The organism is Lentisalinibacter sediminis (genome assembly GCF_040706615.1).
Taxonomy (GTDB): domain Bacteria; phylum Pseudomonadota; class Gammaproteobacteria; order Steroidobacterales; family Woeseiaceae; genus Lentisalinibacter; species Lentisalinibacter sediminis.
Window position 1 is genome coordinate 687,756 of the sequence record NZ_JAPDRF010000003.1, and the last position, 21,411, is coordinate 709,166.

The window sequence follows — 21,411 nt, forward strand, 5'->3', positions numbered from 1 at the left end:
ATGGGTACGTTATTCCGTGAGAATGCCCTGTTCGCGGAGCGCCGCCCCCTCGGCGGCATCGGTCAGCTGCTCGCCAACCTGCACCTGGACGGCCCCCTGCTCGCCGGGCTGGGCGTCATCTGCGGGTTCGGTCTGTTCGTGCTGTACAGCGCCGTGGGACAGAACCCGGACCTGCTGCTGCGCCAGATCATACGCCTCGGACTCGCCATGCTGGCGCTCGTGATCGTCGCCCAGCTCTCGCCGGCGCTGCTGCGGCGCTGGACGCCCTGGGGTTATCTCGCCGGACTCACCCTGCTGGCCCTGGTACTGGTGCTCGGCGAAGTAGGCCAGGGGGCGCAGCGCTGGCTGGACATCGGCGTGCGCTTCCAGCCGTCGGAGATCATGAAACTGGCGGTGCCGATGATGGTCGCCGCATTCCTGCACGACCGGCCGCTGCCGCCGCGGCTCGGCCATCTCGTCGTGATCGGCGCCATGATCGTCCTGCCCGCCCTGATGATCGCCGTGCAGCCCGATCTCGGCACCGCGCTGCTGATCGTCGCGGCCGGCGTGCTGGTGGTGCTGCTCGCCGGCATGTCGTTCGGCCACATCCTGGCACTGGGCGCGCTCGCCGTCGCCACCATGCCGGTGCTGTGGCACTTCATGCACGACTACCAGCGCCAGCGGGTACTCACCCTGCTCGACCCCCAGAGCGACCCCCTCGGCGCCGGCTACAACATCATCCAGTCCAAGATCGCCATCGGTTCCGGCGGACTGTTCGGCAAGGGCTGGACCAACGGCAGCCAGGCCCAGCTCGAGTTCCTGCCGGAGAAGGACACCGATTTCATCTTCGCCGTTCTGTCCGAGGAATTCGGGCTGCTGGGGGTGCTGGCGCTGCTGACGATGTACCTGTTCGTGGTCGCCCGCGGCCTTTACATCGCCGCCAATGCCCAGGACACCTTCTCGCGGCTGCTGGCCGGCAGCATCAGCCTGACCTTCTTCGTCTACGTATTCGTGAATACGGCCATGGTCTGCGGCCTCATCCCGGTGGTGGGCGTGCCGCTGCCGCTGGTCAGTTTCGGCGGTACCTCCATGGTGACGCTCATGGCGGGTTTCGGTATCCTCATGTCCATCCACACCCACCGCAAACTCCTGCCTCGGTAGGTCCACGACAGATGTACAGACGCTGCCAGGAAACGCCGGACAGGACATGCGCCCAGTGATCCGCTCTCTCTGCCTGCTCTCCGCTCTCGCGGCCCTCGCGGGTCTGACGGCTTCGCCGGCCCGGGCGCTGGACACTTCCCGCGCGGACGTGGCCATGTTCATCGACGAAGTGGCCGAGCGCCACGGCTTCGACCGGGCCGAGGTCGAGCGCACCCTGGGCGCTGCCGAGACGCAGCAGCCGATCCTGGACGCCATCAGCCGGCCGGCGGAGAAGGTGAAGCCCTGGCACGAGTACCGCGCGATCTTCCTTACCCCGGAGCGCATCGAGGCCGGCGCCGCGTTCTGGCGCGAGCATGCCGAGGAGATCGCACGCGTCGGCCGCGAGACCGGCGTGGACCCGGAGATCATCGTCGCCATCATCGGCGTCGAGACCTACTTCGGCCGCATCACGGGGCGCTACCGGGTGCTGGACGCACTGGCGACACTGGCTTTCGACTACCCGCCGCGCAGTCCGTTCTTCCGCAGGGAACTCGAGCAGTTCCTGCTGCTGGCGCGCGAGGAGCGGGTCGACGTCGATACCGCGCTGGGCTCCTATGCGGGCGCCATGGGCGCGCCCCAGTTCATGCCGTCCAGCTATCGGGCCTATGCGGTGGACGCGAGTGCGGACGGGCTGCGCGACCTCTGGACGGACTGGAGCGACGTGTTCGGCAGCGTCGCAAATTATCTCAAGGCCCACGGCTGGCGAGCCGGCGAGCCGGTCTTCGTCCGCGCCACCACCGGTTCGGCCTGGTCCGGCGAGCCCGCCGGCGACAAGGGGCTGGACACGGACACCACGGTCGCCAGGCTGAGCGCCGGCGGCATCGTCTTCTCGACGGCGCTGCCCGGCGAGGCAGCCGCGCGGCTGCTGCGCATGGAGGGCGAGGACGCCGAGCAGCTCTGGGTGGGTTTCCACAATTTCCACGTGATCACCCGCTACAACCGCAGCGCCATGTACGCGCTGGCGGTGTGGCAGCTCGGCCGGGAGATCGCGCTGGCCGTCGCGGACGGAGCCGGTGATGCGCAGACCTGAGCTCAGGACGGCGGCGGTGATGGCGGCGGCCTTAGTGGTGGCCGCCTGCACCGGCACCGGCCCCCGGCAGGACGGCCCGCCGCCGGCCGCGCGGGCCGACGTCCGCGTGCCGCCGACCATACCGGCGCCCGAGCCGAAGAGCCGCTACGGCAATCCGGATTCCTACGAGGTCTTCGGCAAACGCTACCATGTGCTGGCCACCGCCGACGGTTACAGGGAACGCGGTGTCGCCTCCTGGTACGGCACCAAGTTCCACGGCCGTCGCACCTCCTCCGGCGAGCCCTACGACATGCACGCGTTCACGGCCGCCCACAAGACGCTGCCGCTGCCCACCTGGGTGGAGGTGACCAACCTGCGCAACCGCCGCAGCATCCTCGTGCGGGTCAACGACCGGGGCCCGTTCGTCGCCAACCGCATCATCGATCTCTCCTACGCGGCGGCGCAGGAACTCGACATCGTGGGGGACGGGACGGGGCTGGTGGAGGTACGCGCGATCACGTTCGACGGCGCCGCCACCGGCGACATCATGACGGCGGCCGCCCCGGCTGCGGCGCCGGCCGAGAGCCTCCCGCCCGAGGACGCCGCCGCCCCGGCGCCTGCGGCGGGACAGACGGGCGACGCGCCGGTACTATATGCGCAGGTCGGCGCTTTCAGCCAGCGCGAGAATGCCGAGCGCATGCACGGCAGGCTGCTGGCCAACGACTTTCCCGATGCGTTCATCTTCGAGGACAGGACCGAAGAGCGCCGGCTGTACCGGGTGCGGGTGGGGCCGATCCCGTCGGTGGAAGCCTATGACGCCACCGTCGCCAGGCTCGCTTCCCTCGGCATCGACAGCGTCCACATGATTATCGAATAGACTGTGCCATGAGCTTCATACAGCCCCCGACGGCGCGCGGACGCCGGCGCGCCAATCTCCTCTTGTCGATCGTCGTCCCGATCCTGTGCTTCCTCGCGCCGCTGCCGGCCGCGGCGGCGCTCCCGGATATCCCCATACCCGCCCCACCGCAGCTGAACGCGGCGAGCTACGTACTCGTCGACGCAGACAGCGGCACGGTGCTCGCAGATCGGGAGGCGGGCAAGCGGGTGGCGCCGGCGAGCCTGACCAAGCTCATGACCGCCTACGTGGTGTTCCATGCGCTGCGCGACGACCTCATCACCCTCGAGGAGGAAGCCGCGGTCAGCCGCAAGGCCTACCGCACGCCCGGCTCCCGCATGTTCATCGAGATCAACTCCCGCGTGAGCATCCAGGACCTGCTGATGGGCATGATCGTGCAGTCCGGCAACGATGCGAGCGTGGCGCTCGCCGAGCACATCGCCGGCTCCGAGGAAGTGTTCGCCGAAATGATGAACCGCTACGCCCAGGAGCTGGGCATGCTTGGCAGCCACTTCGAGAATGCCACCGGCCTGCCCGGCGAGAACCATTACACGACGGCGCGCGACATGGCCACGCTGGCCCGCGCTCTCATCAACGACTTCCCGGAGTACTACCGCTGGTACTCGGTGCGGGAGTTCACCTACAACGAGATCACCCAGCGCAACCGCAACCGGCTGCTCTGGCGCGACCCGACCGTGGACGGCTTCAAGACCGGTCACACGGACGCCGCCGGCTACTGCCTGGTGGCCTCCGCGGTGCGGGACGACATGCGGCTGATCTCGGTGGTGATGGGATCGCCGAGTTCGCGGGTGCGCACCGATGCGAGTCAGGCCCTGCTCAATTACGGCTTCCGCTTCTTCGAGACCCACCGGCTGTTCGCCGCAGGCGACGTCGTGGAGACGGCGAAGGTGTGGAAGGGCGCCGTCGAGGCCGCTCAGCTGGGCGTCTCCCGCGACCTGTTCGTCACCATTCCGCGGGGCACCTACGACAGGCTGCAGCCGCTGGTGGAGATGCCGGCGACGGTGATCGCCCCGGTGGCCGAGGGCCAGACGCTGGGCGAACTGCGCATCGAGCTGGACGATCAGCTGCTGGCTGCGATGCCACTGGCCGCCCTCGCCCCCGTCGCCGAAGGCACGTTCTGGCAGCGCCTCAGCGACGAGGTCATGCTCTGGTTCGAATGAGGACGCGCCCGGTGGGCGCGCGCGTGGACGATGGCTGAAATACTGCCCAATGTGTGGCTCGACGGGGATATCGTCCCGGCCGCGCAGGCGCGGATATCACCCCTGGACCGGGGCTTTCTCTTCGGCGACGCGGTCTACGAGGCCATGCCGGTGTGCGGCGGCTGCGTAGTGGGCGAGTCCGGGCACCTGGCGCGCCTGGACCGCAGCCTGAGCGCCATCGGCATCCGCAACCCGGCCGACGAGTCCGGCTGGCGGCGCATATTCGCGCGTCTGGTGGAGGCCAACGGCGGCGGCGACATGTTCCTGTATCTGCAGGTGAGCCGCGGCGCCGATGCCGGCCGGGATCACCGCTTCCCGGCGGACACGGAACCGACGGTGCTGGCCATGGCCATGCCCTGGCGGCCGCCCAGGGAGACCGATTATCCGACCGGGGTGAACGCCGCGCTGGCGCCGGACCAACGCTGGGCCCGCTGCGACATCAAGTCCAACTCGTTGCTGGCCAACGTGCTCGCGCGCCAGGAGGCCGCGGAACGCGGCGCGGCGGAGGCCATCCTGCACCGGGACGGCTGGATCACCGAAGGGGCCGCCAGCACGATAGCAATCGTCACCGGCGACACCCTGCTGGCGCCGCCGCCGGATCCCTCGGTGCTACCGAGCGTGACGCTGCAGCTGGCCTGGGCGGTCGCCGAGTCCGAGGGCATCCCGCGCGCGCGGCGGCGCTTCACGGTGCAGGAGCTGCTGGAGGCCGACGAGGTCATCATGCTCGCCAGCAGTCGGGAACTCGTGCCCGTGGGCCGGGTCGATGACATCACCATCGGCACGGGCGCGCCGGGGCCGCTGTGGCGGCGCCTGTTCCGCAGCTACCAGCAGACACACCACGGGCAGAGAGCCGAGACCCATGCATGAGGACAGCCTCCTCGAGTTCCCCTGCGATTTCCCCATCAAGGTCATGGGCAGGGACGAGGACGACGACTTCCGCAGCGAGGCCGTGGCCATCGTCGAGGCGGAAGTCGGGCCGCTGCCCGCCGGCGCGGTGACCACCCAGCCGAGTCGCAACGGCCGTTTCCTCTCCGTCACGGTCACCGTGCGTGCGGAGAGCCGCGCGCAGCTCGACTCGCTGTACCGGCGGCTGAGCAATCACGAGCGGGTGCTGGTGGTCCTGTGACGGCTGAACCGGTCATCGCCCGCGACGGCGGCCGCACACTTGCCGTGCGGCGCCTGGGCCGGCGCGACTACGAGCCGCTCTGGCAGGCGATGCAGCGGCACACCGACGAACGCGACGCCGACACGGGCGACGAGATCTGGTTCACCGAGCACCCGCCGGTCTTCACGCTGGGCCTCGCCGGCAGCCGCGAGCACGTCCTCGCGCCCGGGGACATCCCGGTGGTGCACATCGACCGGGGCGGCCAGGTCACCTATCACGGCCCGGGGCAGCTCATGATCTACCCGCTGATCGATATCCGCCGCGCCGGCATCGGGGTGCGCCGGCTGGTCTGCGCACTGGAGACCGCGGTGATCAGGATGGTGGCGCCGTTCGGCGTCGAGGCGGCGGGCCGACGCGACGCACCCGGCGTCTACGTGGACGGCCGCAAACTGGCGAGCATCGGCCTGCGTATCCGCCGCGGCGCCAGCTACCACGGCATGGCACTGAACGTGGACATGGACATGGAGCCCTTCTCCCGGATCAACCCCTGCGGCTACCAGGGCCTCGAGATGACCGACCTGGCGCGTCTGGGCGGACCCGCCGACCTGGATCAGGTGGCGGACCTGCTGCTCGAACCGCTGTGCGAGGAACTGGGCTTCGGAGCACCCGCCGCAGAGTAGGCCCCGCCCCGGGACCCTCTGCGTCCTAGCGCGCCAGCCGCCGGCGCATCGCCGCCAGGCGGGCCGGCGTGCCCGGATCGTGCCAGGCACCCGTGTAGAGTTCGCCGCGGACCCGCCCGGCGGCCGCGTGCTCACGGATGAGCGGCGCGAGCGGGAAAATGCCCTCCTCCACACCGTCGAAGAATTCCGCCCGATAGCGGCCGATGCCCGAGTAGGTATGGCGCCGGCCGCCGCCGCCCACCAGGCCGCCCTGAAGGGAAAAGTCGCCCCGCGGGTTGTGCTCCGGGTTCGGCACCAGCACCAGCCACGCCACTGCATCGTCCAGGGGCGGCATTCGGCCGAAGTCGTAGTCGGTATAAATATCGGCATTCACGACCCAGAACGGCTCGGCGCCCAGCAGCGGCAGCGCCCGGCGGATGCCGCCGCCGGTGTCGAGGGCCGTCTCTCCCTCCGCGCTGAAGACAAGGGTGACGCCGTAGCGGCTGCCCTGCCCCAGCCTGTCGACGATCTGCCCGCCGAGCCAGGCCAGGTTGATCACAATCTCCGTGACACCGGCGCGGGCCAGCGCGCGGATGTGGCGCTCGATCAGCGTCTCGCCGCCCGCCTCCACCAGCGGTTTGGGCACGGTGTCCGTCAGCGGCCGCAGCCGCTCGCCGCGACCGGCCGCCAGGATCATTGCCCGTGTCGTCCGCGTCGCGCTCACGGGGCGCGCCCCGGCAGCGCGGGCAGCACCCGCTCGGCAATCAGGGCGCAGAGCCACTCGAGTTCCGGATAGTCGGCGCGGAGCTCGGCCACGTAGGCGAGCGTGCGGGGCACGTCCGCCAGGTAGCCGGGCTTGCCGTCCCGGTGCCAGAGCCGGGCGAAGATGCCGGCCGCCTTGAGATGTCGCTGCACGCCCATCAGGTCGAAGGCGCGCAGGAACCCCCCGTCTTCGTCGCCGGCCTCGTCGCCGGCGCGCAGACCCGCGGCACGCGCCTCCTGACGGTACACGTCCACCCAGGCAAGGACCCGCTGCCGCGGCCAGGTGATATAGCAGTCCTTCAGCAGCGAGACCAGGTCGTAGGTGACGGGGCCGTGCATGGCATCCTGGAAATCGAGGATGCCGGGCGGTTCGGCGGTCACCATGAGGTTGCGGGAGTGATAGTCCCGATGGACGAATACTGCTGGCTGGGCCACGGCGTTCGCGGCGAGCCGCTCCGTGACCTCGCGCCAGGCGGTCGCATCGGCCACGGACCAGTCGAGCCCGAGGTGCCGCTGGCAGAGCCAGTCCCGGAACAATGCCATCTCCGTATGCAGGAACGCATGGTCGTAGGGCGGCAGCTCGTCCACATGGCGGGCGCCGCCGCGCTGCAGCCGCACCAGCGCGCGGATGGCGGCTCCGTACAGTCGGTCGGCCTCGCCGGGCTCTGCCTCGAGGCGGTGCAGATAGAGCTCGTCGCCGAGATCGGTGAGCAGCAGGAATCCGGCATCGAGGTCAGCGTGCAGGACCCGCGGTGCCGTGAGCCCGATGGCCTGCAGCCAGCCGGCGATCCGCAGGAACGGTTCGCTGTCCTCGCGCGCCGGCGGCGCATCCATCGCGACGTAGCTTTGACCGCCGCTCCGTACCCGGAAGTAGCGGCGGAAACTCGCATCGGCCGATGCCGGCCGCAGGTCGTCGACGGTCATCCCGCAGTCGCGGACGAGCCATTCCTCGAGCTCGCGAAGCCTGTCGTCACGCAATGCCGGGGTACTCCGTTACGGGACCGCCACGGGGCCCTGAGGCCGCGCCAGCCGGCGGATCGGCCGGTTTGATGGGGTCGGGAAACTGTGCGAAGGTAGCAAAAAATCACGAGCGAGTTCATCCCACCTTGCTGCCCAGTACGCTCCGCCTCGCCGCAATGGCCTGCCTGCTCGTTGCGACCTCTCTGCCTGCGCGCGCGCAGGATCGGCTGGACTGTCAGGCGGACCCGGTGGCGGCCCCGTCCGCCACGGACGCCGCCACGGCCGATGTCTCGACGGAGACTGCTGATCCCGAAGCCGGCGACAAGGAGCTGCGGCTGCAGGCCGGCGCGGCCGAGCTCGCGCTGGGCGGCGGTGCCTCGCTGAGCGGTGGCGTGAGGCTGCAGCGCTCCGGCTTCCTGCTGGAGGCCGAGCAGGCCGACTATGATCCTGCCCTGCGTGCCCTCAGCCTCGCCGGCGCCGTTCGCTACGGCGGGCCCGACGCGGACGTGGAGAGCGACCTCGCCCGCTTCAGCTACGACGAGGGCCTGATCCGCTTCGAGGACGCCCGCTTCGGCCTCGCCGCCCGCAGCTCCCGCGGCGAGGCCGGGCTGCTGCAGATCGAACGCTCCGGGCTACTTACTCTCGAAGACGTGAGCTACACCACCTGCCCGCCGGGCAAGGACGACTGGCAGCTGCTCGGCGATCGCATCCGGCTGGATACGGCCGAGGGCGTGGGCACCGCCCGCGACGTGAAGCTGGAATTCCAGGGCGTGCCGATCCTGTACGCCCCATGGCTGTCTTTCCCGATCAGCCCGGCACGCAAGTCCGGCTTCCTGATCCCGGACATCGGCAGCAGCGGGCGCAACGGCACGGACGTGAGCGTCCCCTATTACTGGAATATCGCCCCGAACTACGACGCCACCATCACGCCGCGGCTGCTGACCCGGCGGGGCCTGCAACTCAACACCGAGCTGCGCGTGCTCACCGGCTCGAGCGACGGCACGGCCGACCTCGAGTATCTTCCCGGCGACGACGAGACCGGCGAGGACCGCGTCTACCTCCGCCTGGCGGATCGCACCATCATCGCCGACCGGTGGCGGGCGCTTCTGGACGTGCGCAACGTCTCCGACGACAACTATTTCGAGGATCTGGGCGGCAGCCTCAGCGAGGCCAGCACCACCCACCTGAACCAGAGCCTGCGCTTCGACTACCCGGGCCGACACTGGTACCTCGCCGCCGACTTCCGCATCTTCCAGACCATCGATTCGACCATCACCGCAGAGGAGGAGCCCTATCGCCAGCTGCCGCGGCTGATCGCCTCCGGCGACTGGCCATCGACGGGAACGGGACCGTCGTGGGGCATCGACTCGGAGCTGGCCTATTTCGACCGGGACGCCGGCGTCACCGGCTGGCGGCTGAACGCCCGGCCCCGTTTCGAATACTCGATCGAGCGGCCCGGACTGTACCTGCGCCCCGGCATCGAGGTGGACCACACGGCCTACGGCCTCACCCAGACGGCCCCGGGAGACGGGGACGCCCCGAGCCGTACGGTGCCGCTGTTCAGCGTGGACGCCGGGGCCACCTTCGAGCGGAACATCGACGATCGGGGCTGGATACAGACGCTGGAGCCGCGGGTGCTGTACGTGCACGTGCCCTACACGGCCCAGCAGGACCTGCCGGTATTCGACACCATCGAGCCGGACCTGAACCTGGTTCAGGTCTTTCGCAAGAACCGCTTCGTCGGGCCGGACCGGCTGGCCGATACCGACCAGATTGCCCTGGGCGTGACCACGCGCCTGTTCGACGCGGCCACCGGCCGCCAGCTGCTGCGCGCCACCATCGGCCAGACCCGCTACCTGAGCGACCAGGGCGTGACCCTGCCGGGGCTGGATCCCGTCTCCGCCGACTCGTCGGACTACATCGCCGAGCTCGGCTTCGACGTGTACGGCAACTGGAACCTGGACCTCGGCCACCAGTGGAACTCGGACACCGACACGACCACGCGCTCGGAGATCCGGCTGCAGTACCGCCCGGAGGACGACCGGGTGCTCAATTTCTCCTACCGTTTCCGCCGCGGCTCCATCGAGCAGGCGGACGTGTCATGGAGCTGGCCGATGGGCGAGCGCTGGAATCTCGTCGGTCGCTACAACTACTCCCTGCGCGATGACACGACGCTCGAGCGCTTCGTCGGTGTGGAGTACGAAAGCTGCTGCTGGAGCATCCGGCTCGTCACCCGCCGCTACATCAGCCGCCGGGACCGCACCGCCGATTCGTCCATCGCCATCCAGCTGGAACTGAAGGGCCTGACCAGTGTCGGAGACCCTGCAGACGAGCTCCTGGAACGTGGTATTCTGGGCTATTCACGTGACTGAACACTCTCACGCCCCTTTCATTCCTATGTACAGAACCGTATCCCTGACAATCTCGTTCGGGGTCCTCGCCTTCCTGCTCCCGGCGCTGGCCGGCGCCCAGGACAGCGAGCGCCTCGACAGCATCGTGGCCGTCGTCAACGAGGGCGTCGTGCTGGAGAGCGAACTCGACACCCAGACCGAGCTGGTGCTCGCGCGGCTGCAGGAACAGAGCGTCCAGCTGCCGCCTCAGGAGGTGCTGCGCGACCAGATCCTCGAGCGGCTGATCATCGACCGCATCCAGCTCCAGCGGGCCGAGCGCATCGGCATCCGCATCTCCGACGAGATGCTGAACAGCGCGCTGGCCGACGTCGCGCGGCGCAACAGCATGTCCTTCGCAGACCTGCCCGCGGCGCTGGCAGCCCAGGGCATCGACTACACGATGTACCGGGAGGAGATGCGCGACCAGCTCGTCCTGGAACAGCTCCGCCAGGTGGACGTGATGAGCCGCATCAACGTCTCCGACCGCGAGATCAACCGCTGTCTCGAGAACCTGGAGGCCAACGTGGGCGCGAACTCCGAGTTCGACATCTCCCACATCCTGATCAGCGTGCCCGCCAATGCCACCGCGGACCAGTTTCGCGAGGCCGAGGTGGAGGCCCGCCGGCTGTACGACGAGCTGCAGGACGGCGCCGACTTCGCGAAGGCGGCGGTGAGCTATTCCGACGCCCAGAACGCGCTGGAAGGCGGCAACCTGGGCTGGCGCAAGGGCACCCAGCTGCCCACCCTGTTCACCGGCGTCGTCGAGAACCTCTCCCCCGGCGAGATCGCCGAGCCCATACGCAACGCGAGCGGCTTCCACATCATCAAGCTGAACGACGCGCGCGGCGCCATCGCCCGCAGCGAGGTTAACCAGTCGCGCATCCGCCACATCCTTGTCCGGCCCGACGAGATCGTCGACGATGCCACCGCGCGCCAGCAGCTCGTCGAACTGCGCGAGCGCATCCTGGCCGGCGAGAGCTTCGGCGACCTGGCTCAGCTGAACTCGGCCGACCCGGGATCCGCGGCCGAGGGCGGCGATCTCGGCTGGACCTCGCCAGGTACCTTCGTGCCCGAATTCGCCGAGGTGGCGGACTCGCTCGAGATCGGCGAGCTGAGCGAACCGTTCCGCTCCCGCTTCGGCTGGCACATCCTGGAGGTCACCGACCGCCGCGTCTACGACAACACGGCCGAGGTGCGAGAGCGCAACTGTGTGAACAGCATCCGGGCCGGCAAGCTGGAGGAGGAGACTCAGCTGTGGCTGCGGCGCATGCGCGACGAGGCCTTCGTCGACAAACGAATCTGAGGCGGCCGTGGCCGCCGCACCCCCACGACTGGTGCTGACGGCCGGCGAGCCGGCCGGCATCGGGCCCGACATCTGCCTCATGCTCGCGGCGGGGCCGCTGCCCGCGGAGACGGTGCTGGTCGGCGACCGGCGCCAGCTGGCCGGGCGGGCCGCCGCGCTGGGCATCGACGTGGTGCTGCCCGAGTACCAGCGAGGCGAACCCCGACGGGGCGGCCATACGCCCGGCGATATCCCGGTGATGTCGTTCCCGCTGCCGAATATCGAGTGCTGCGGCACGCCGGACCCGGCCAACGCCAGCGCGCTGCTGGCCGGGCTGGAGTGGGCGGCCCGAGCCTGCCTGGACGGCGAGTTCGACGCCCTGGTGACCGCGCCCCTGCAGAAGAGCGTCATCAACGAGGCCGGGCTGTCCTTCAGCGGCCACACCGAGTTTCTGGCCGAGGCCACCGGGGCACCGCTGCCGGTGATGATGCTCGCCACCGACGAACTCCGCATCGCGCTGGCGACCACCCACCTGCCGCTGGCCGACGTCCCGGCGGCGATCACGGCCGAACGTCTCACCCAGGTCATCGACGTGCTGCACGGCGACCTGCGCCGGCGGTTCGGCATCGAGCAGCCAAAGATCCGGGTCTGCGCCCTGAATCCGCATGCCGGCGAGGCGGGCCACCTGGGCCGCGAGGAGATCGACGTGATCGGGCCGGCGCTGGACGAGCTCCGGGCACGGGGGGTCGCCATCGAGGGCCCGGTCTCCGCCGACACCGCTTTCCTCGACACCGCCGGCAAGGCCGATGCGGTGCTCGCGATGTACCACGACCAGGGTCTGCCGGTCATCAAGTACGCCGGCTTCGGCAAGGCCGTTAACGTCACGCTCGGCCTGCCCATCGTGCGCACTTCGGTGGACCACGGCACCGCCCTCGGGCTGGCCGGAACCGGCCGCGCCGACGCGGCCAGCCTCGGTGTCGCGCTGCGCTACGCCGCCGAGCTCGCCGGGCGCGGCGGATGAGAGCACGTTGAGGCACCGGCCGCGCAAGCGCTTCGGCCAGCACTTCCTGCGCGACCCCTCCGTCGTATCGCGTATCGTCGCGGCGATCGGACCCGCCGGGGGCGACCACCTCGTGGAGATCGGCCCCGGCGAAGGCATCCTCACCGCGCCGCTCGCCGCCCTGCCGGTCAGGCTGGACGCCGTGGAGATCGACCGGGACCTGGCAGCGGCACTGCGTTTGCGCTACGCCGGCGCCGCGAACGTCACCCTGCACGAGGCCGACGCCCTGAAATTCGATTTCGCCGCGCTGGGCGAGGGTCTGCGCGTCGTCGGCAACCTCCCCTATAACATCTCGACCCCGTTGCTGTTCCACCTCGTGGAGCAACGCCGGGCGATACGCGACATGCACTTCATGCTGCAGAAGGAGGTCGTGGACCGCATGGCGGCCACCCCCGGTGGCAAGCAATACGGTCGCCTCACGGTGATGCTCGCCTGCTCCATGGTGGTCGAGCGCCTGTTCGACGTGCCGCCGGAGGCTTTCAGGCCACCGCCCCGGGTGCAGTCCAGTGTGGTCCGGCTCGTGCCCCGCGCGCGGCAACTCGAGATCCGCGACGAGAGCCTGTTCGCGGCACTCGTGACCGGCGCGTTCTCGCGTCGGCGCAAGACGCTGCGCAACGCGCTGGCGGCATGGCTCACCGCCGAGGACATCGCCGAGGAAGGCATCGACCCGACGCTGCGACCGGAACGGCTCGCGCCGGAGGAATTCGCCCGACTCGCCAACCGGGCACTGCGCGAGCGGGACGATGCGCTAGAATGACGACCCGAACGAGACGCCGACCTGACTTTCCGCAGCGAGAGACCACCAGCCGAGAGGCCATGAGCGACAAGCCGAATCACCGCATCAGCGTGGACGTGAGCACCAACTTCCTGGACGAGCAATCGGAACCGGAGCTGGACCGCTACGTCTTCTCCTATACGATTACCATCGCCAATCAGGGCGAGGTGGCCGCCGCTCTGCTCAGCCGGCACTGGATCATCACGGATGCCAACGGCAAGGTACAGGAGGTACGCGGCGACGGCGTCGTGGGCGAGCAGCCTCATCTCAATCCGGGCGAGCAGTTCCGCTACTCCAGCGGCACGGTGCTGGAGACGCCCGTGGGAAGCATGGAGGGCAGCTACCAGATGCTGGCAGACGACGGCGTGCGCTTCGACGCCCCCATCGCGCCATTCACCCTGGCCGTGCCGGGTCTGCTGCACTAGGCGGACGGGCGGCCGCGACAGCGGAAACCGTACCATGGCGGTCTATGCCATCGGCGACCTGCAGGGCTGCTACGACCCCTTCCGGCGCCTGCTGGATAAACTGGACTTCGACCCGGCCCGGGACACGCTCTGGCTCGCCGGCGACCTGGTAAACCGGGGACCGAAATCGCTGAAGACCCTGCGTTTCGTCCGCTCCCTGGGCGACGCTGTCGTGACCGTGCTGGGCAACCACGACCTGCACCTGCTGGTGATCGCGCACGAGCGCACCGCCGCCAAGCGCTCGGCCTCACTCGCCATGAAACCCATCCTCCGCGCCCACGACCGCGACGAGCTCATCGACTGGCTGCAGCACCGCCCGCTGGTGCACTACGACGCGGGTCTGGACACAGTGCTCGTCCACGCAGGCGTGCTGCCGGCCTGGGATCTCGACACCGTGCTGGCCCTGGCCGCCGAGGTGGAGGCGGTACTGAGAGGTCCGCGCCCCTCGAAATTGCTGGCGCATCTCTACGGCGACGAGCCCGACCGCTGGCGCGACGACCTGCACGGCGTGCCGCGGTGGCGCTTCATCGTGAACGTCCTGACCCGCATGCGCATGCTCACGCGCAAGGGCAGACTCGACTTCGACTACACGAGCCCGCCGGAAGACGCACCGGCGAAACTCACGCCCTGGTACCGGGCACGCGACCGGGCGCTGGCCGGCACGCGCATCGTGTTCGGGCACTGGTCGGCGCTCGGACTGCTGAACGAGCCGGACCTCGTCTGCCTGGATACGGGCTGCGTGTGGGGCCGGGCCCTGACGGCGCTGCGCCTGGACCGGGACGCGAAGCCGGTGAAGGTAAAATGCCGCGGCCAGTCGCGCTAGAATCCCCACGTGGAAGACGACGACAGGGCCATCAGCACGAGCGCGGCGCCGCCGCCGGTAGGCGCGTACCCTCACGCCCGGCGCGCCGGGGGGCTCCTGTTCCTGTCCGGGCTCGGCCCGCGGGACCCGGCCGGCGGCGAGATACCCGGCGTCCACCGGGATGAGGGAGGCCGCGTTGTGGATTACGACATCGAGGCCCAGTGCCACGCCGTATTCCGTAACGTGAAGAGCGTACTCGAGGCCGCGGGCTCCGGCTGGGAGCGGCTCGTCGACATCACCGTTTTCCTGACCGACATCGAGCGCGACTTCGACACCTTCAATCGAATCTACCGGGACTACTTCCCGGGCGAGGGTCCCTGCCGGACCACCGTCGAGGTGAACAGGCTGCCGACGCCCATCGCCATCGAGCTGAAATGCATCGCGGCTCTGTAGAACGCGTGACGGGGCATGCGAGGAGCTGCGCCGGGAGAGAGGCATGAAACCGCTCACCGCCTTCAATTTTCGCGACTGGATCGACGCCAACCGGGAGGCGCTGCGCCCGCCGGTGTGCAACAAGCAGGTCTTCGAGGACGGCGAGTTCATCATCATGGTGGTCGGCGGCCCGAACTCCCGGGACGACTACCACTGGGACGAGGGCGAGGAGTTCTTCTACCAGCTCGAGGGCGACATGCTGCTCCGGACCATGCAGGACGGCGAGCGGGTGGACATCCCCATCCGGGAGGGCGAGATCCTGCTGCTGCCGCCGCGGGTGCCCCACTCCCCCCAGCGCTATGCCGACACGGTGGGGCTTGTGGTCGAGCGCAAGCGCGCGCCCGAGGAACTGGACGGCTTCATGTGGTTCTGTAACGCGTGCGACACGAAGCTGTACGAGGAATTCCTGCACGTGGACGACATCGTGAAGCAGCTGCCGCCGGTCTTCGAGCGCTTCTACGGCAGCGAGGAGAACCGCAGCTGCCCGAACTGCGGAGCCGTCATGCCGCCGCGCTGAACCCGTGAAGATCGATATACACACTCACGTGCTGCCACCGGACTGGCCGGACCTGAAGGAACGCTATGGCTACGGCGGCTTCGTGCAGCTGGAGCACCACGGGCCCGGCTGCGCGCGCCTGCTGCTGGATGGCAAGAACTTCCGCGAGGTCCAGTCCAGCTGCTGGGACCCCGGCGTGCGCATCGACGACTGCAATGCCACGGGCGTGGACATGCAGGTGCTCTCCACCGTTCCGGTCATGTTCAGCTACTGGGCCAAGCCCCGGGATACCGCCGACCTGGCTGCGCTGCTGAACGACCACATCGCCGCGCTGGTCGAAGCCCATCCCCGGCGTTTCCTCGGCCTCGGCACGCTGCCGATGCAGGATGCGGAACTGGCGGTCCGCGAACTGGAACGCTGCCTGGAGCTCGGACTCCACGGCGTGGAGATCGGCACTCACGTGAACGGCTGGAACCTGGACGACGAGCGGGTATTCCCGGTCCTCGAGGCCGCCGCCGAGCTCGGCGCCGCCGTGTTCGTGCATCCGTGGGAAATGCTGGGCCGCGAACGCATGAACCTGTACTGGCTGCCCTGGCTGGTCGGCATGCCGGCGGAGACGGCGCTGTCGGTCTGCTCGCTCATCTTCGGCGGCGTGTTCGAGAAGCTGCCGACACTGCGCGTGGCATTTGCCCACGGCGGCGGCGCCTTCCCGGGCCTGATCGGACGCCTGGAGCACGGTTTCGCCGTGCGGCCCGACATCGTCGCCGTGAAGAACACGGTGCCGCCCTCGGAGTATCTCGGCCGCTTCTACGTGGACTCGCTGGTGCACGACCGGCGCATGCTCGAGTACATGATCGAGCTGTTCGGTGCCGAGGCCATCGCCCTCGGCAGCGACTACCCCTTTCCGCTCGGCGAGCACCACCCGGGCGCCCTGATCGAATCCATGGACCTCGCGGCGGAGGTTCAGGACCGACTGCTCGCCGGCACGGCGCTGGAGTGGCTGGACGTGGACCGGAGCCGTTTCCAGTGAGCGCGGCATTCGAAGAGGCCCGGCGACTGGACGCGGCCGATGCGCTGGCCGGCTTCCGGGAGGAGTTCGTGTTCCCGGAGCGTATCGACGGCCGCTCGCCCGTCTATCTCTGCGGCAACTCCCTCGGCCTGATGCCGCGCCGCGCGGCCGACGCGGTGCGCGCGGAACTGGATGCCTGGGGCCGCCTGGCCGTACGCGGTCACGCCGAGGGCGACAACCCCTGGCTGCCGGCGCACCGGCGCGCGGCCGAGCCGCTGGCCGCGCTGGTGGGCGGTACACCCGGCGAAACCGTGGCGATGAACACGCTGACGGTCAATCTGCACCTGCTGATGGCGAGCTTCTACCGGCCCGAGGGCGAGCGGCGCTGCATCGTGATCGAATCCGATGCGTTTCCTTCCGACCGCTATGCCGCCGCTTCCCAGATCGCCTGGCACGGCCACGACCCGGAGCGGGACCTGCTGGAGTGGTACCCGCCGGAAGGAGGAAACGGCCTGTGCACGGGGGACCTGGCCGCGCTGCTGGAACGCCGCGGACGCGAGATCGCACTGCTGCTGCTGCCGGGCGTGCAGTACTACACCGGCCAGTGCCTGGACATGGCGGAGATCTGCCGCCTGGCGCAGCGCCACGGCGTCACGGTCGGCCTCGACCTCGCGCATGCCATCGGCAACGTGCCGCTGTCCCTGCACGACTGGGGCGCGGACTTCGCCGTGTGGTGCAGCTACAAGTATCTGAACGGCGGCCCGGGCGCGATCGCCGGCGCGTGGGTCCACGAACGGCACTGCCGCGACCGCAGCCTGCCCCGGCTGCTGGGCTGGTGGGGCCACGAGGAGAGCACTCGCTTTCGCATGACGAAGGATTTCACGCCTGCCCCGGGCGCGGACATCTGGCAGCTCAGTAACCCGCCGGTGCTGGCGCTGGCACCCGTGATTGCCTCGCTGGAGCTGTTCGAGGCTGCGGGCATCGGCGCGTTGCGCGAGAAGTCCCTGGCGCTGACCGGTTATCTGCGCCGTCGGCTCGAGGAGCGTTTCCCCGGCGGCTTCGGCATCCTCACGCCGGAGGATCCGCGCGGTCACGGCGCCCAGCTCTCGCTGGTAGTGCGTGGCATGGGCCTCACGGGCCGGGACCTGTTCAAGAACCTGGAGCGCCTGAACGTGATCACCGACTGGCGCGAGCCGGACGTCATCCGCGTGGCCCCGGTGCCGCTGTACAACTCCTACGCGGATATCGAGGCCTTCCTCGAACGCCTCGCCGAGGCGGCCGCCATGACACAGACGCTGGCATGAGCGACCCAACCCTGCACGGGGCCGGCGACACCGGCGAAAATCCCGTCGCCATCCTGGGCGCGGGCCTGACCGGCTCGCTGCTGGCCATCCTGCTCGCCCGCCGCGGCCATGCCGTGGACCTCTACGAGCGCCAGCCGGACCTGCGCACCCACAGAGCCCAGGGCGGCCGCTCGATCAATCTGGCCCTGGCCGCCCGCGGCCTGCGGGGGCTGGCCCTGGCCAGCCTGACCGAGGCCGTGGAACCGCTGTTGATGCCCATGTCCGGGCGCCTGTTGCATCAGGAGGACGGCGGGCTCGACTTCCAGCCCTACGGTCAGCACGAGGGCGAGGAGAACTACTCCGTCTCCCGCGCCGACCTCAACCGCGTACTGCTGGATGCCGCCGAGGCGGCCGGCGCGCGGCTGCACTTCAGCGAAGCCTGCAGCAGCATTGACCTCGAGGCGCGCCGGGCCACGCTGCGCCACGAGGAGACCGGTGCCGAGCGGCAGATCTTCATGGCGCCCCTGATCGCCGCCGACGGGGCCGGCTCGGTCGTGCGGCGCGCGCTGGCCGATGCCGGCCACATCGGCGCCAGCGAGTCCCTGCTGGCCCACGGCTACAAGGAACTCACGATCCCGCCGGGCGACGACGGCGGATTCCGCATCGACCCGGGCGCGCTGCACATCTGGCCGCGGGGCGGCTTCATGCTGATCGCGCTGCCGAACCCGGGCGGCGACTTCACCGTGACGCTGTTCCTGCCCAACGAGGGCCCGGAGAGTTTCGCCTCGCTCGACGACGAAGCGTCCGTGCAGGCGTTCTTCGAGCGCCACTTCCCGGACACGCCGGCGCTCATCCCCGATCTCGCGGAGCAGTTCGCCGCCAATCCGGTCGGTATCCTCGGCACGGTGCGCTGCGAGCCGTGGAACCTGGGCGGCGACGTGCTGCTGGTCGGCGACGCCGCCCACGCCATCGTGCCGTTCCACGGCCAGGGCATGAACGCGGGCTTCGAGGACTGCGCCGAGTTCTGCCGGCTGCTGGACGGCGGCTGCGAAGACCGCGAGCGGCTGTTCGGCGAGTTCAGCCGGCTGCGCCGCCCGAACGCAGAGGCCATCGCCGACATGGCGCTGGAGAATTACGTGGAGATGCGCGACACGGTGCGCGACCCCAGCTTCCACCTGAAGAAGGCGCTCGCCTTCGAGCTAGAGCGCCGTTGCCCGGACCGTTTCGTACCCCGCTACTCCATGGTGATGTTCCATGCAGAGATCCCCTACGCCGAAGCGCTGGCCCGGGGCGAGGTGCAGGCACGGCTGCTCGACGAGCTGACCGCCGACGCGGATTCCCTGGCCGACGTGGACCTGGCGCTGGCCGAGCGTCTCGTCAGCGAGCGGCTGGCGGCGCTGCCTTGCGCTCCAGCGTGAGGTAACTGTAGCCGAGTTCGCGTTCCTCGCCGCCGGGGAAGTCCTGCCGCTCCGCCGCGCGCCAGTCGGCGTTGTCCAGGGACGGGAAACGGGTGTCGCCCTCGAACGGGCGGTGCAGGCGGGTAAGGTAGATGCGCCGTGCCAGCGGCAGCGCCTCGCGATACAGCGCCGCGCCGCCGATCACCATGACCTCGTCCGCGTCCTGCGCCAGCGCGAGCGCGGCGTCCAGCCCGTCGGCCGCTTCACAGCCCTCGGCGGAGAAACCGGGCCTGCGGCTCAGCACGATATTGCGCCGGCCGGGCAGCGCCCGGCCGATGGACTCGTGGGTGCGGCGACCCATCACGATCGGCTTGCCCATGGTGATGTCACGGAAGCGGCGCAGGTCCTCCGGCAGGTGCCAGGGCAGGCGGTTGTCGACGCCGATCACGTCGTTGGCGGCAGCGGCCACGACGAGCGAGACGACGGGTGTGGCGGACACCCGGGACACGTCAGACGGCCACCGGCGCCTTGATGTGGGGATGGTGGCGGTAGCCGCGGATCTCGAAGTCCTCGTAACGGTAGTCGAACAGCGTCGGCGGCCGGCGCTTCAGCGCCAGCGTCGGCAGCGGCAGCGGCTCGCGCGTGAGCTGCTCGTCGGCCTGGTCCAGGTGATTCAGATACAGGTGGCAGTCGCCGCCGGTCCAGATGAAATCGCCCACGTCGAGATCGACCTGCTCGGCCACCATGTGGGTCAGCAGCGCGTAGGAGGCGATGTTGAACGGCACGCCCAGGAAGATGTCGGCACTCCTCTGATAGAGCTGACACGAGAGCCGCCCCTCCGCCACGTAGAACTGGAAGAAGGCGTGGCAGGGGGCGAGCGCCATGCGGTCGAGTTCGCTGACATTCCAGGCACTCACGATGATGCGGCGCGAGTCCGGATCGCTCTTCAGCTGCTCCAGCACCCGCGACAGCTGGTCGATATGGCCACCGTCCGGCGTGGGCCAGGACCGCCACTGCGCACCGTAGATCGGACCGAGATCGCCGTTCTCGTCGGCCCACTCGTCCCAGATCGTCACCCCGTTCTCGCGCAGGTAGGCGGTATTGGTGTCACCCTGCAGGAACCACAGCAGTTCGTGGATGATGGAGCGGGTATGCAGCTTCTTGGTGGTGACCATCGGGAAGCCCTCGCGGAGGTCGAAGCGCATCTGGTGGCCGAACACACTGAGGGTACCCGTGCCGGTACGGTCGTCCTTGCGCACGCCCTCCTCGCGCACCCGCCGCGTCATCTCCAGATACTGTCGCATCCGTCAGCTCCCCGCCTTGCGGCCGCCGGCCTCGCCGTGCCGGCACCCGTGCCGATAGGCCAGCGCGAGCACAATGACCCCGGCAACGATCATCGGTACGCTGAGCACCTGGCCCCTCGTGAGCCAGCCGAAGGCCACGTACTCGCCGTGATCCGGCAGGCGGACGAACTCCACCGCGGTGCGGAAGATGCCATAGAACAGCAGGAACAGACCCGAGACCGCCATGGTCGGGCGCGGGCGTGCCGAGTAGACCCACAGGATGACGAACAGCACCAGCCCCTCCAGCAGCGCCTCGTACAGCTGGGAGGGGTGCAGCACCTCCGGACCCGGCCGGAAGCCCTGGAACACGTCGTCGGGGACCCGGAAGCCCCAGGGCAGATCCGTGGGTCTGCCCCACAGCTCGCCGTTGATGAAGTTGCCTATGCGCCCGGCGCCGAGACCGATGGGGGCCAGCGGCGCCACGAAATCCGTCATCCGCCAGAAGCCGTGACCCACCCGCCGCCCGAGCAGCCACACGGCCACCATCACGCCGATGAGGCCGCCGTGGAAGGACATGCCGCCTTCCCAGATCTTGAACGGATACAGCGGGTCCCGCGCCCACTCGCCGAGCCCGTAGAAGAAGACGTAGCCGATGCGCCCGCCGAGCATCACGCCCAGCGCGCCGTAGAAGATCAGGTCGTCGACCTGCTGCGGAGTGATAGGCGCGTCCGCCCGCCGCGCGCGGTGCCGCGCCAGCAGCCACGCGGCTACGAAACCGACCAGGTACATCAGCCCGTACCAGCGCACACCGAGGGGACCGATGGAGAAGATGACGGGATCGATGCGGGGGTATTCGAACATGGCGGCGTAGTCTAGCACCGGGCCGGGG

Annotated in this window: 23 protein-coding genes; 18 read left to right on the forward strand and 5 right to left on the reverse strand. The window is 69.5% G+C overall.

What is annotated here, in order from left to right:
* Genes rodA through lipB form a run of 7 tightly spaced genes read left to right on the forward strand, consistent with a single transcriptional unit; the run spans position 1 to position 6,088 of the window.
* Positions 1-1,140, forward strand: a complete 1,140-nt coding sequence (rodA, locus tag ACJMKX_RS08070; protein WP_405223527.1) for a rod shape-determining protein RodA — start codon at positions 1-3, stop codon at positions 1,138-1,140.
* Between the two features lie 46 nt (positions 1,141-1,186).
* Complete coding sequence (mltB, locus tag ACJMKX_RS08075; RefSeq protein ID WP_405223529.1) at positions 1,187-2,209, forward strand: lytic murein transglycosylase B; 1,023 nt, start codon at positions 1,187-1,189, stop codon at positions 2,207-2,209.
* On the forward strand, positions 2,196-3,065 hold the full coding sequence (locus ACJMKX_RS08080) for a septal ring lytic transglycosylase RlpA family protein (RefSeq protein ID WP_405223531.1): 870 nt from the start codon (positions 2,196-2,198) through the stop codon (positions 3,063-3,065). The genes mltB and ACJMKX_RS08080 overlap by 14 nt, the downstream gene beginning before the upstream one ends.
* A gap of 8 nt (positions 3,066-3,073) precedes the next feature.
* Entirely contained in the window at positions 3,074-4,264 is a 1,191-nt protein-coding gene (locus tag ACJMKX_RS08085) for a D-alanyl-D-alanine carboxypeptidase family protein (RefSeq protein ID WP_405223533.1), read from the forward strand.
* 30 nt (positions 4,265-4,294) lie between these two features.
* The gene (locus ACJMKX_RS08090; RefSeq protein WP_405223535.1) at positions 4,295-5,170 is read left to right on the forward strand and encodes an aminotransferase class IV; all 876 of its coding nucleotides are present in this window, start codon (positions 4,295-4,297) and stop codon (positions 5,168-5,170) included.
* Entirely contained in the window at positions 5,163-5,429 is a 267-nt protein-coding gene (locus ACJMKX_RS08095) for a YbeD family protein (protein WP_405223537.1), read from the forward strand. The genes ACJMKX_RS08090 and ACJMKX_RS08095 overlap by 8 nt, the downstream gene beginning before the upstream one ends.
* The gene (gene lipB / locus ACJMKX_RS08100) at positions 5,426-6,088 is read left to right on the forward strand and encodes a lipoyl(octanoyl) transferase LipB (protein ID WP_405223538.1); all 663 of its coding nucleotides are present in this window, start codon (positions 5,426-5,428) and stop codon (positions 6,086-6,088) included. Before ACJMKX_RS08095 ends, lipB begins: the two co-directional genes overlap by 4 nt.
* Positions 6,089-6,113: 25 nt before the next feature.
* On the opposite strand, the gene murU is transcribed toward lipB, so the two are convergent.
* Both murU and ACJMKX_RS08110 read right to left on the reverse strand, forming a co-directional pair.
* A complete protein-coding gene (gene murU / locus ACJMKX_RS08105; RefSeq protein WP_405223806.1) occupies positions 6,114-6,764 on the reverse strand; it encodes an N-acetylmuramate alpha-1-phosphate uridylyltransferase MurU in 651 nt (216 codons plus the stop codon).
* Between the two features lie 23 nt (positions 6,765-6,787).
* Entirely contained in the window at positions 6,788-7,753 is a 966-nt protein-coding gene (locus ACJMKX_RS08110; RefSeq protein WP_405223808.1) for an aminoglycoside phosphotransferase family protein, read from the reverse strand.
* Between the two features lie 284 nt (positions 7,754-8,037).
* Here ACJMKX_RS08110 and ACJMKX_RS08115 point away from each other — a divergent pair, with 284 nt between their 5' ends.
* The 11 genes from ACJMKX_RS08115 to ACJMKX_RS08165 are packed head-to-tail and all read left to right on the forward strand — an operon-like array spanning position 8,038 to position 19,260.
* On the forward strand, positions 8,038-10,161 hold the full coding sequence (locus ACJMKX_RS08115; RefSeq protein WP_405223539.1) for an LPS-assembly protein LptD: 2,124 nt from the start codon (positions 8,038-8,040) through the stop codon (positions 10,159-10,161).
* Between the two features lie 25 nt (positions 10,162-10,186).
* Positions 10,187-11,482 (forward strand): peptidylprolyl isomerase, encoded by a 1,296-nt coding sequence (locus ACJMKX_RS08120; RefSeq protein ID WP_405223541.1) that lies wholly within the window; start codon positions 10,187-10,189, stop codon positions 11,480-11,482.
* A 7-nt stretch (positions 11,483-11,489) separates the two neighbouring features.
* Positions 11,490-12,482: a 4-hydroxythreonine-4-phosphate dehydrogenase PdxA gene (gene pdxA, locus ACJMKX_RS08125; protein WP_405223543.1), complete on the forward strand. Its 993-nt coding sequence runs from the start codon at positions 11,490-11,492 to the stop codon at positions 12,480-12,482.
* Between the two features lie 7 nt (positions 12,483-12,489).
* Positions 12,490-13,278, forward strand: coding sequence for a 16S rRNA (adenine(1518)-N(6)/adenine(1519)-N(6))-dimethyltransferase RsmA (gene rsmA, locus ACJMKX_RS08130; protein ID WP_405223545.1), 789 nt, complete (start codon positions 12,490-12,492; stop codon positions 13,276-13,278).
* A gap of 59 nt (positions 13,279-13,337) precedes the next feature.
* Positions 13,338-13,721 carry a Co2+/Mg2+ efflux protein ApaG gene (apaG, locus tag ACJMKX_RS08135; protein WP_405223548.1) on the forward strand — a complete coding sequence of 128 codons (384 nt, stop codon included), beginning with the start codon at positions 13,338-13,340 and terminating at the stop codon, positions 13,719-13,721.
* Between the two features lie 34 nt (positions 13,722-13,755).
* Positions 13,756-14,583: a symmetrical bis(5'-nucleosyl)-tetraphosphatase gene (locus ACJMKX_RS08140; protein WP_405223551.1), complete on the forward strand. Its 828-nt coding sequence runs from the start codon at positions 13,756-13,758 to the stop codon at positions 14,581-14,583.
* 9 nt (positions 14,584-14,592) lie between these two features.
* Entirely contained in the window at positions 14,593-15,015 is a 423-nt protein-coding gene (locus ACJMKX_RS08145; RefSeq protein ID WP_405223553.1) for a RidA family protein, read from the forward strand.
* 43 nt (positions 15,016-15,058) lie between these two features.
* Positions 15,059-15,571: a 3-hydroxyanthranilate 3,4-dioxygenase gene (locus tag ACJMKX_RS08150; protein ID WP_405223555.1), complete on the forward strand. Its 513-nt coding sequence runs from the start codon at positions 15,059-15,061 to the stop codon at positions 15,569-15,571.
* 4 nt (positions 15,572-15,575) lie between these two features.
* Positions 15,576-16,580 (forward strand): amidohydrolase family protein, encoded by a 1,005-nt coding sequence (locus ACJMKX_RS08155; RefSeq protein WP_405223557.1) that lies wholly within the window; start codon positions 15,576-15,578, stop codon positions 16,578-16,580.
* The gene (kynU, locus tag ACJMKX_RS08160) at positions 16,577-17,863 is read left to right on the forward strand and encodes a kynureninase (protein ID WP_405223559.1); all 1,287 of its coding nucleotides are present in this window, start codon (positions 16,577-16,579) and stop codon (positions 17,861-17,863) included. Before ACJMKX_RS08155 ends, kynU begins: the two co-directional genes overlap by 4 nt.
* The gene (locus ACJMKX_RS08165) at positions 17,860-19,260 is read left to right on the forward strand and encodes an FAD-dependent oxidoreductase (RefSeq protein ID WP_405223561.1); all 1,401 of its coding nucleotides are present in this window, start codon (positions 17,860-17,862) and stop codon (positions 19,258-19,260) included. The genes kynU and ACJMKX_RS08165 overlap by 4 nt, the downstream gene beginning before the upstream one ends.
* Here the strand turns inward: ACJMKX_RS08165 and ACJMKX_RS08170 are convergent.
* From ACJMKX_RS08170 to lgt, 3 genes are read right to left on the reverse strand one after another with little or no spacing between them, the layout of a single operon-like run.
* Positions 19,220-19,738: a dihydrofolate reductase gene (locus ACJMKX_RS08170; RefSeq protein WP_405223563.1), complete on the reverse strand. Its 519-nt coding sequence runs from the start codon at positions 19,736-19,738 to the stop codon at positions 19,220-19,222. The two genes, ACJMKX_RS08165 and ACJMKX_RS08170, sit on opposite strands and share 41 nt — an antisense overlap.
* A 10-nt stretch (positions 19,739-19,748) precedes the next feature.
* On the reverse strand, positions 19,749-20,543 hold the full coding sequence (thyA, locus tag ACJMKX_RS08175; protein WP_405223564.1) for a thymidylate synthase: 795 nt from the start codon (positions 20,541-20,543) through the stop codon (positions 19,749-19,751).
* Between the two features lie 3 nt (positions 20,544-20,546).
* Positions 20,547-21,383 (reverse strand): prolipoprotein diacylglyceryl transferase, encoded by an 837-nt coding sequence (gene lgt, locus ACJMKX_RS08180; protein ID WP_405223810.1) that lies wholly within the window; start codon positions 21,381-21,383, stop codon positions 20,547-20,549.
* Between the last annotated feature and the right edge of the window lie 28 nt (positions 21,384-21,411).

Excerpts from the sequence above, each read along its gene's own strand:
- rodA (WP_405223527.1), top strand. The coding sequence starts at position 1 with ATGGGTACGTTATTCCGTGAGAATGCCCTGTTCGCGGAGCGCCGCCCC.
- mltB (WP_405223529.1), top strand. The coding sequence starts at position 1,187 with ATGCGCCCAGTGATCCGCTCTCTCTGCCTGCTCTCCGCTCTCGCGGCC.
- ACJMKX_RS08080 (WP_405223531.1), top strand. The coding sequence starts at position 2,196 with ATGCGCAGACCTGAGCTCAGGACGGCGGCGGTGATGGCGGCGGCCTTA.
- ACJMKX_RS08085 (WP_405223533.1), top strand. The coding sequence starts at position 3,074 with ATGAGCTTCATACAGCCCCCGACGGCGCGCGGACGCCGGCGCGCCAAT.
- ACJMKX_RS08090 (WP_405223535.1), top strand. The coding sequence starts at position 4,295 with ATGGCTGAAATACTGCCCAATGTGTGGCTCGACGGGGATATCGTCCCG.
- ACJMKX_RS08095 (WP_405223537.1), top strand. The coding sequence starts at position 5,163 with ATGCATGAGGACAGCCTCCTCGAGTTCCCCTGCGATTTCCCCATCAAG.
- murU (WP_405223806.1), bottom strand. The coding sequence starts at position 6,764 with ATGATCCTGGCGGCCGGTCGCGGCGAGCGGCTGCGGCCGCTGACGGAC.
- ACJMKX_RS08110 (WP_405223808.1), bottom strand. The coding sequence starts at position 7,753 with ATGACCGTCGACGACCTGCGGCCGGCATCGGCCGATGCGAGTTTCCGC.
- ACJMKX_RS08120 (WP_405223541.1), top strand. The coding sequence starts at position 10,187 with ATGTACAGAACCGTATCCCTGACAATCTCGTTCGGGGTCCTCGCCTTC.
- apaG (WP_405223548.1), top strand. The coding sequence starts at position 13,338 with ATGAGCGACAAGCCGAATCACCGCATCAGCGTGGACGTGAGCACCAAC.
- ACJMKX_RS08140 (WP_405223551.1), top strand. The coding sequence starts at position 13,756 with ATGGCGGTCTATGCCATCGGCGACCTGCAGGGCTGCTACGACCCCTTC.
- ACJMKX_RS08150 (WP_405223555.1), top strand. The coding sequence starts at position 15,059 with ATGAAACCGCTCACCGCCTTCAATTTTCGCGACTGGATCGACGCCAAC.
- ACJMKX_RS08165 (WP_405223561.1), top strand. The coding sequence starts at position 17,860 with ATGAGCGACCCAACCCTGCACGGGGCCGGCGACACCGGCGAAAATCCC.
- thyA (WP_405223564.1), bottom strand. The coding sequence starts at position 20,543 with ATGCGACAGTATCTGGAGATGACGCGGCGGGTGCGCGAGGAGGGCGTG.
- lgt (WP_405223810.1), bottom strand. The coding sequence starts at position 21,383 with ATGTTCGAATACCCCCGCATCGATCCCGTCATCTTCTCCATCGGTCCC.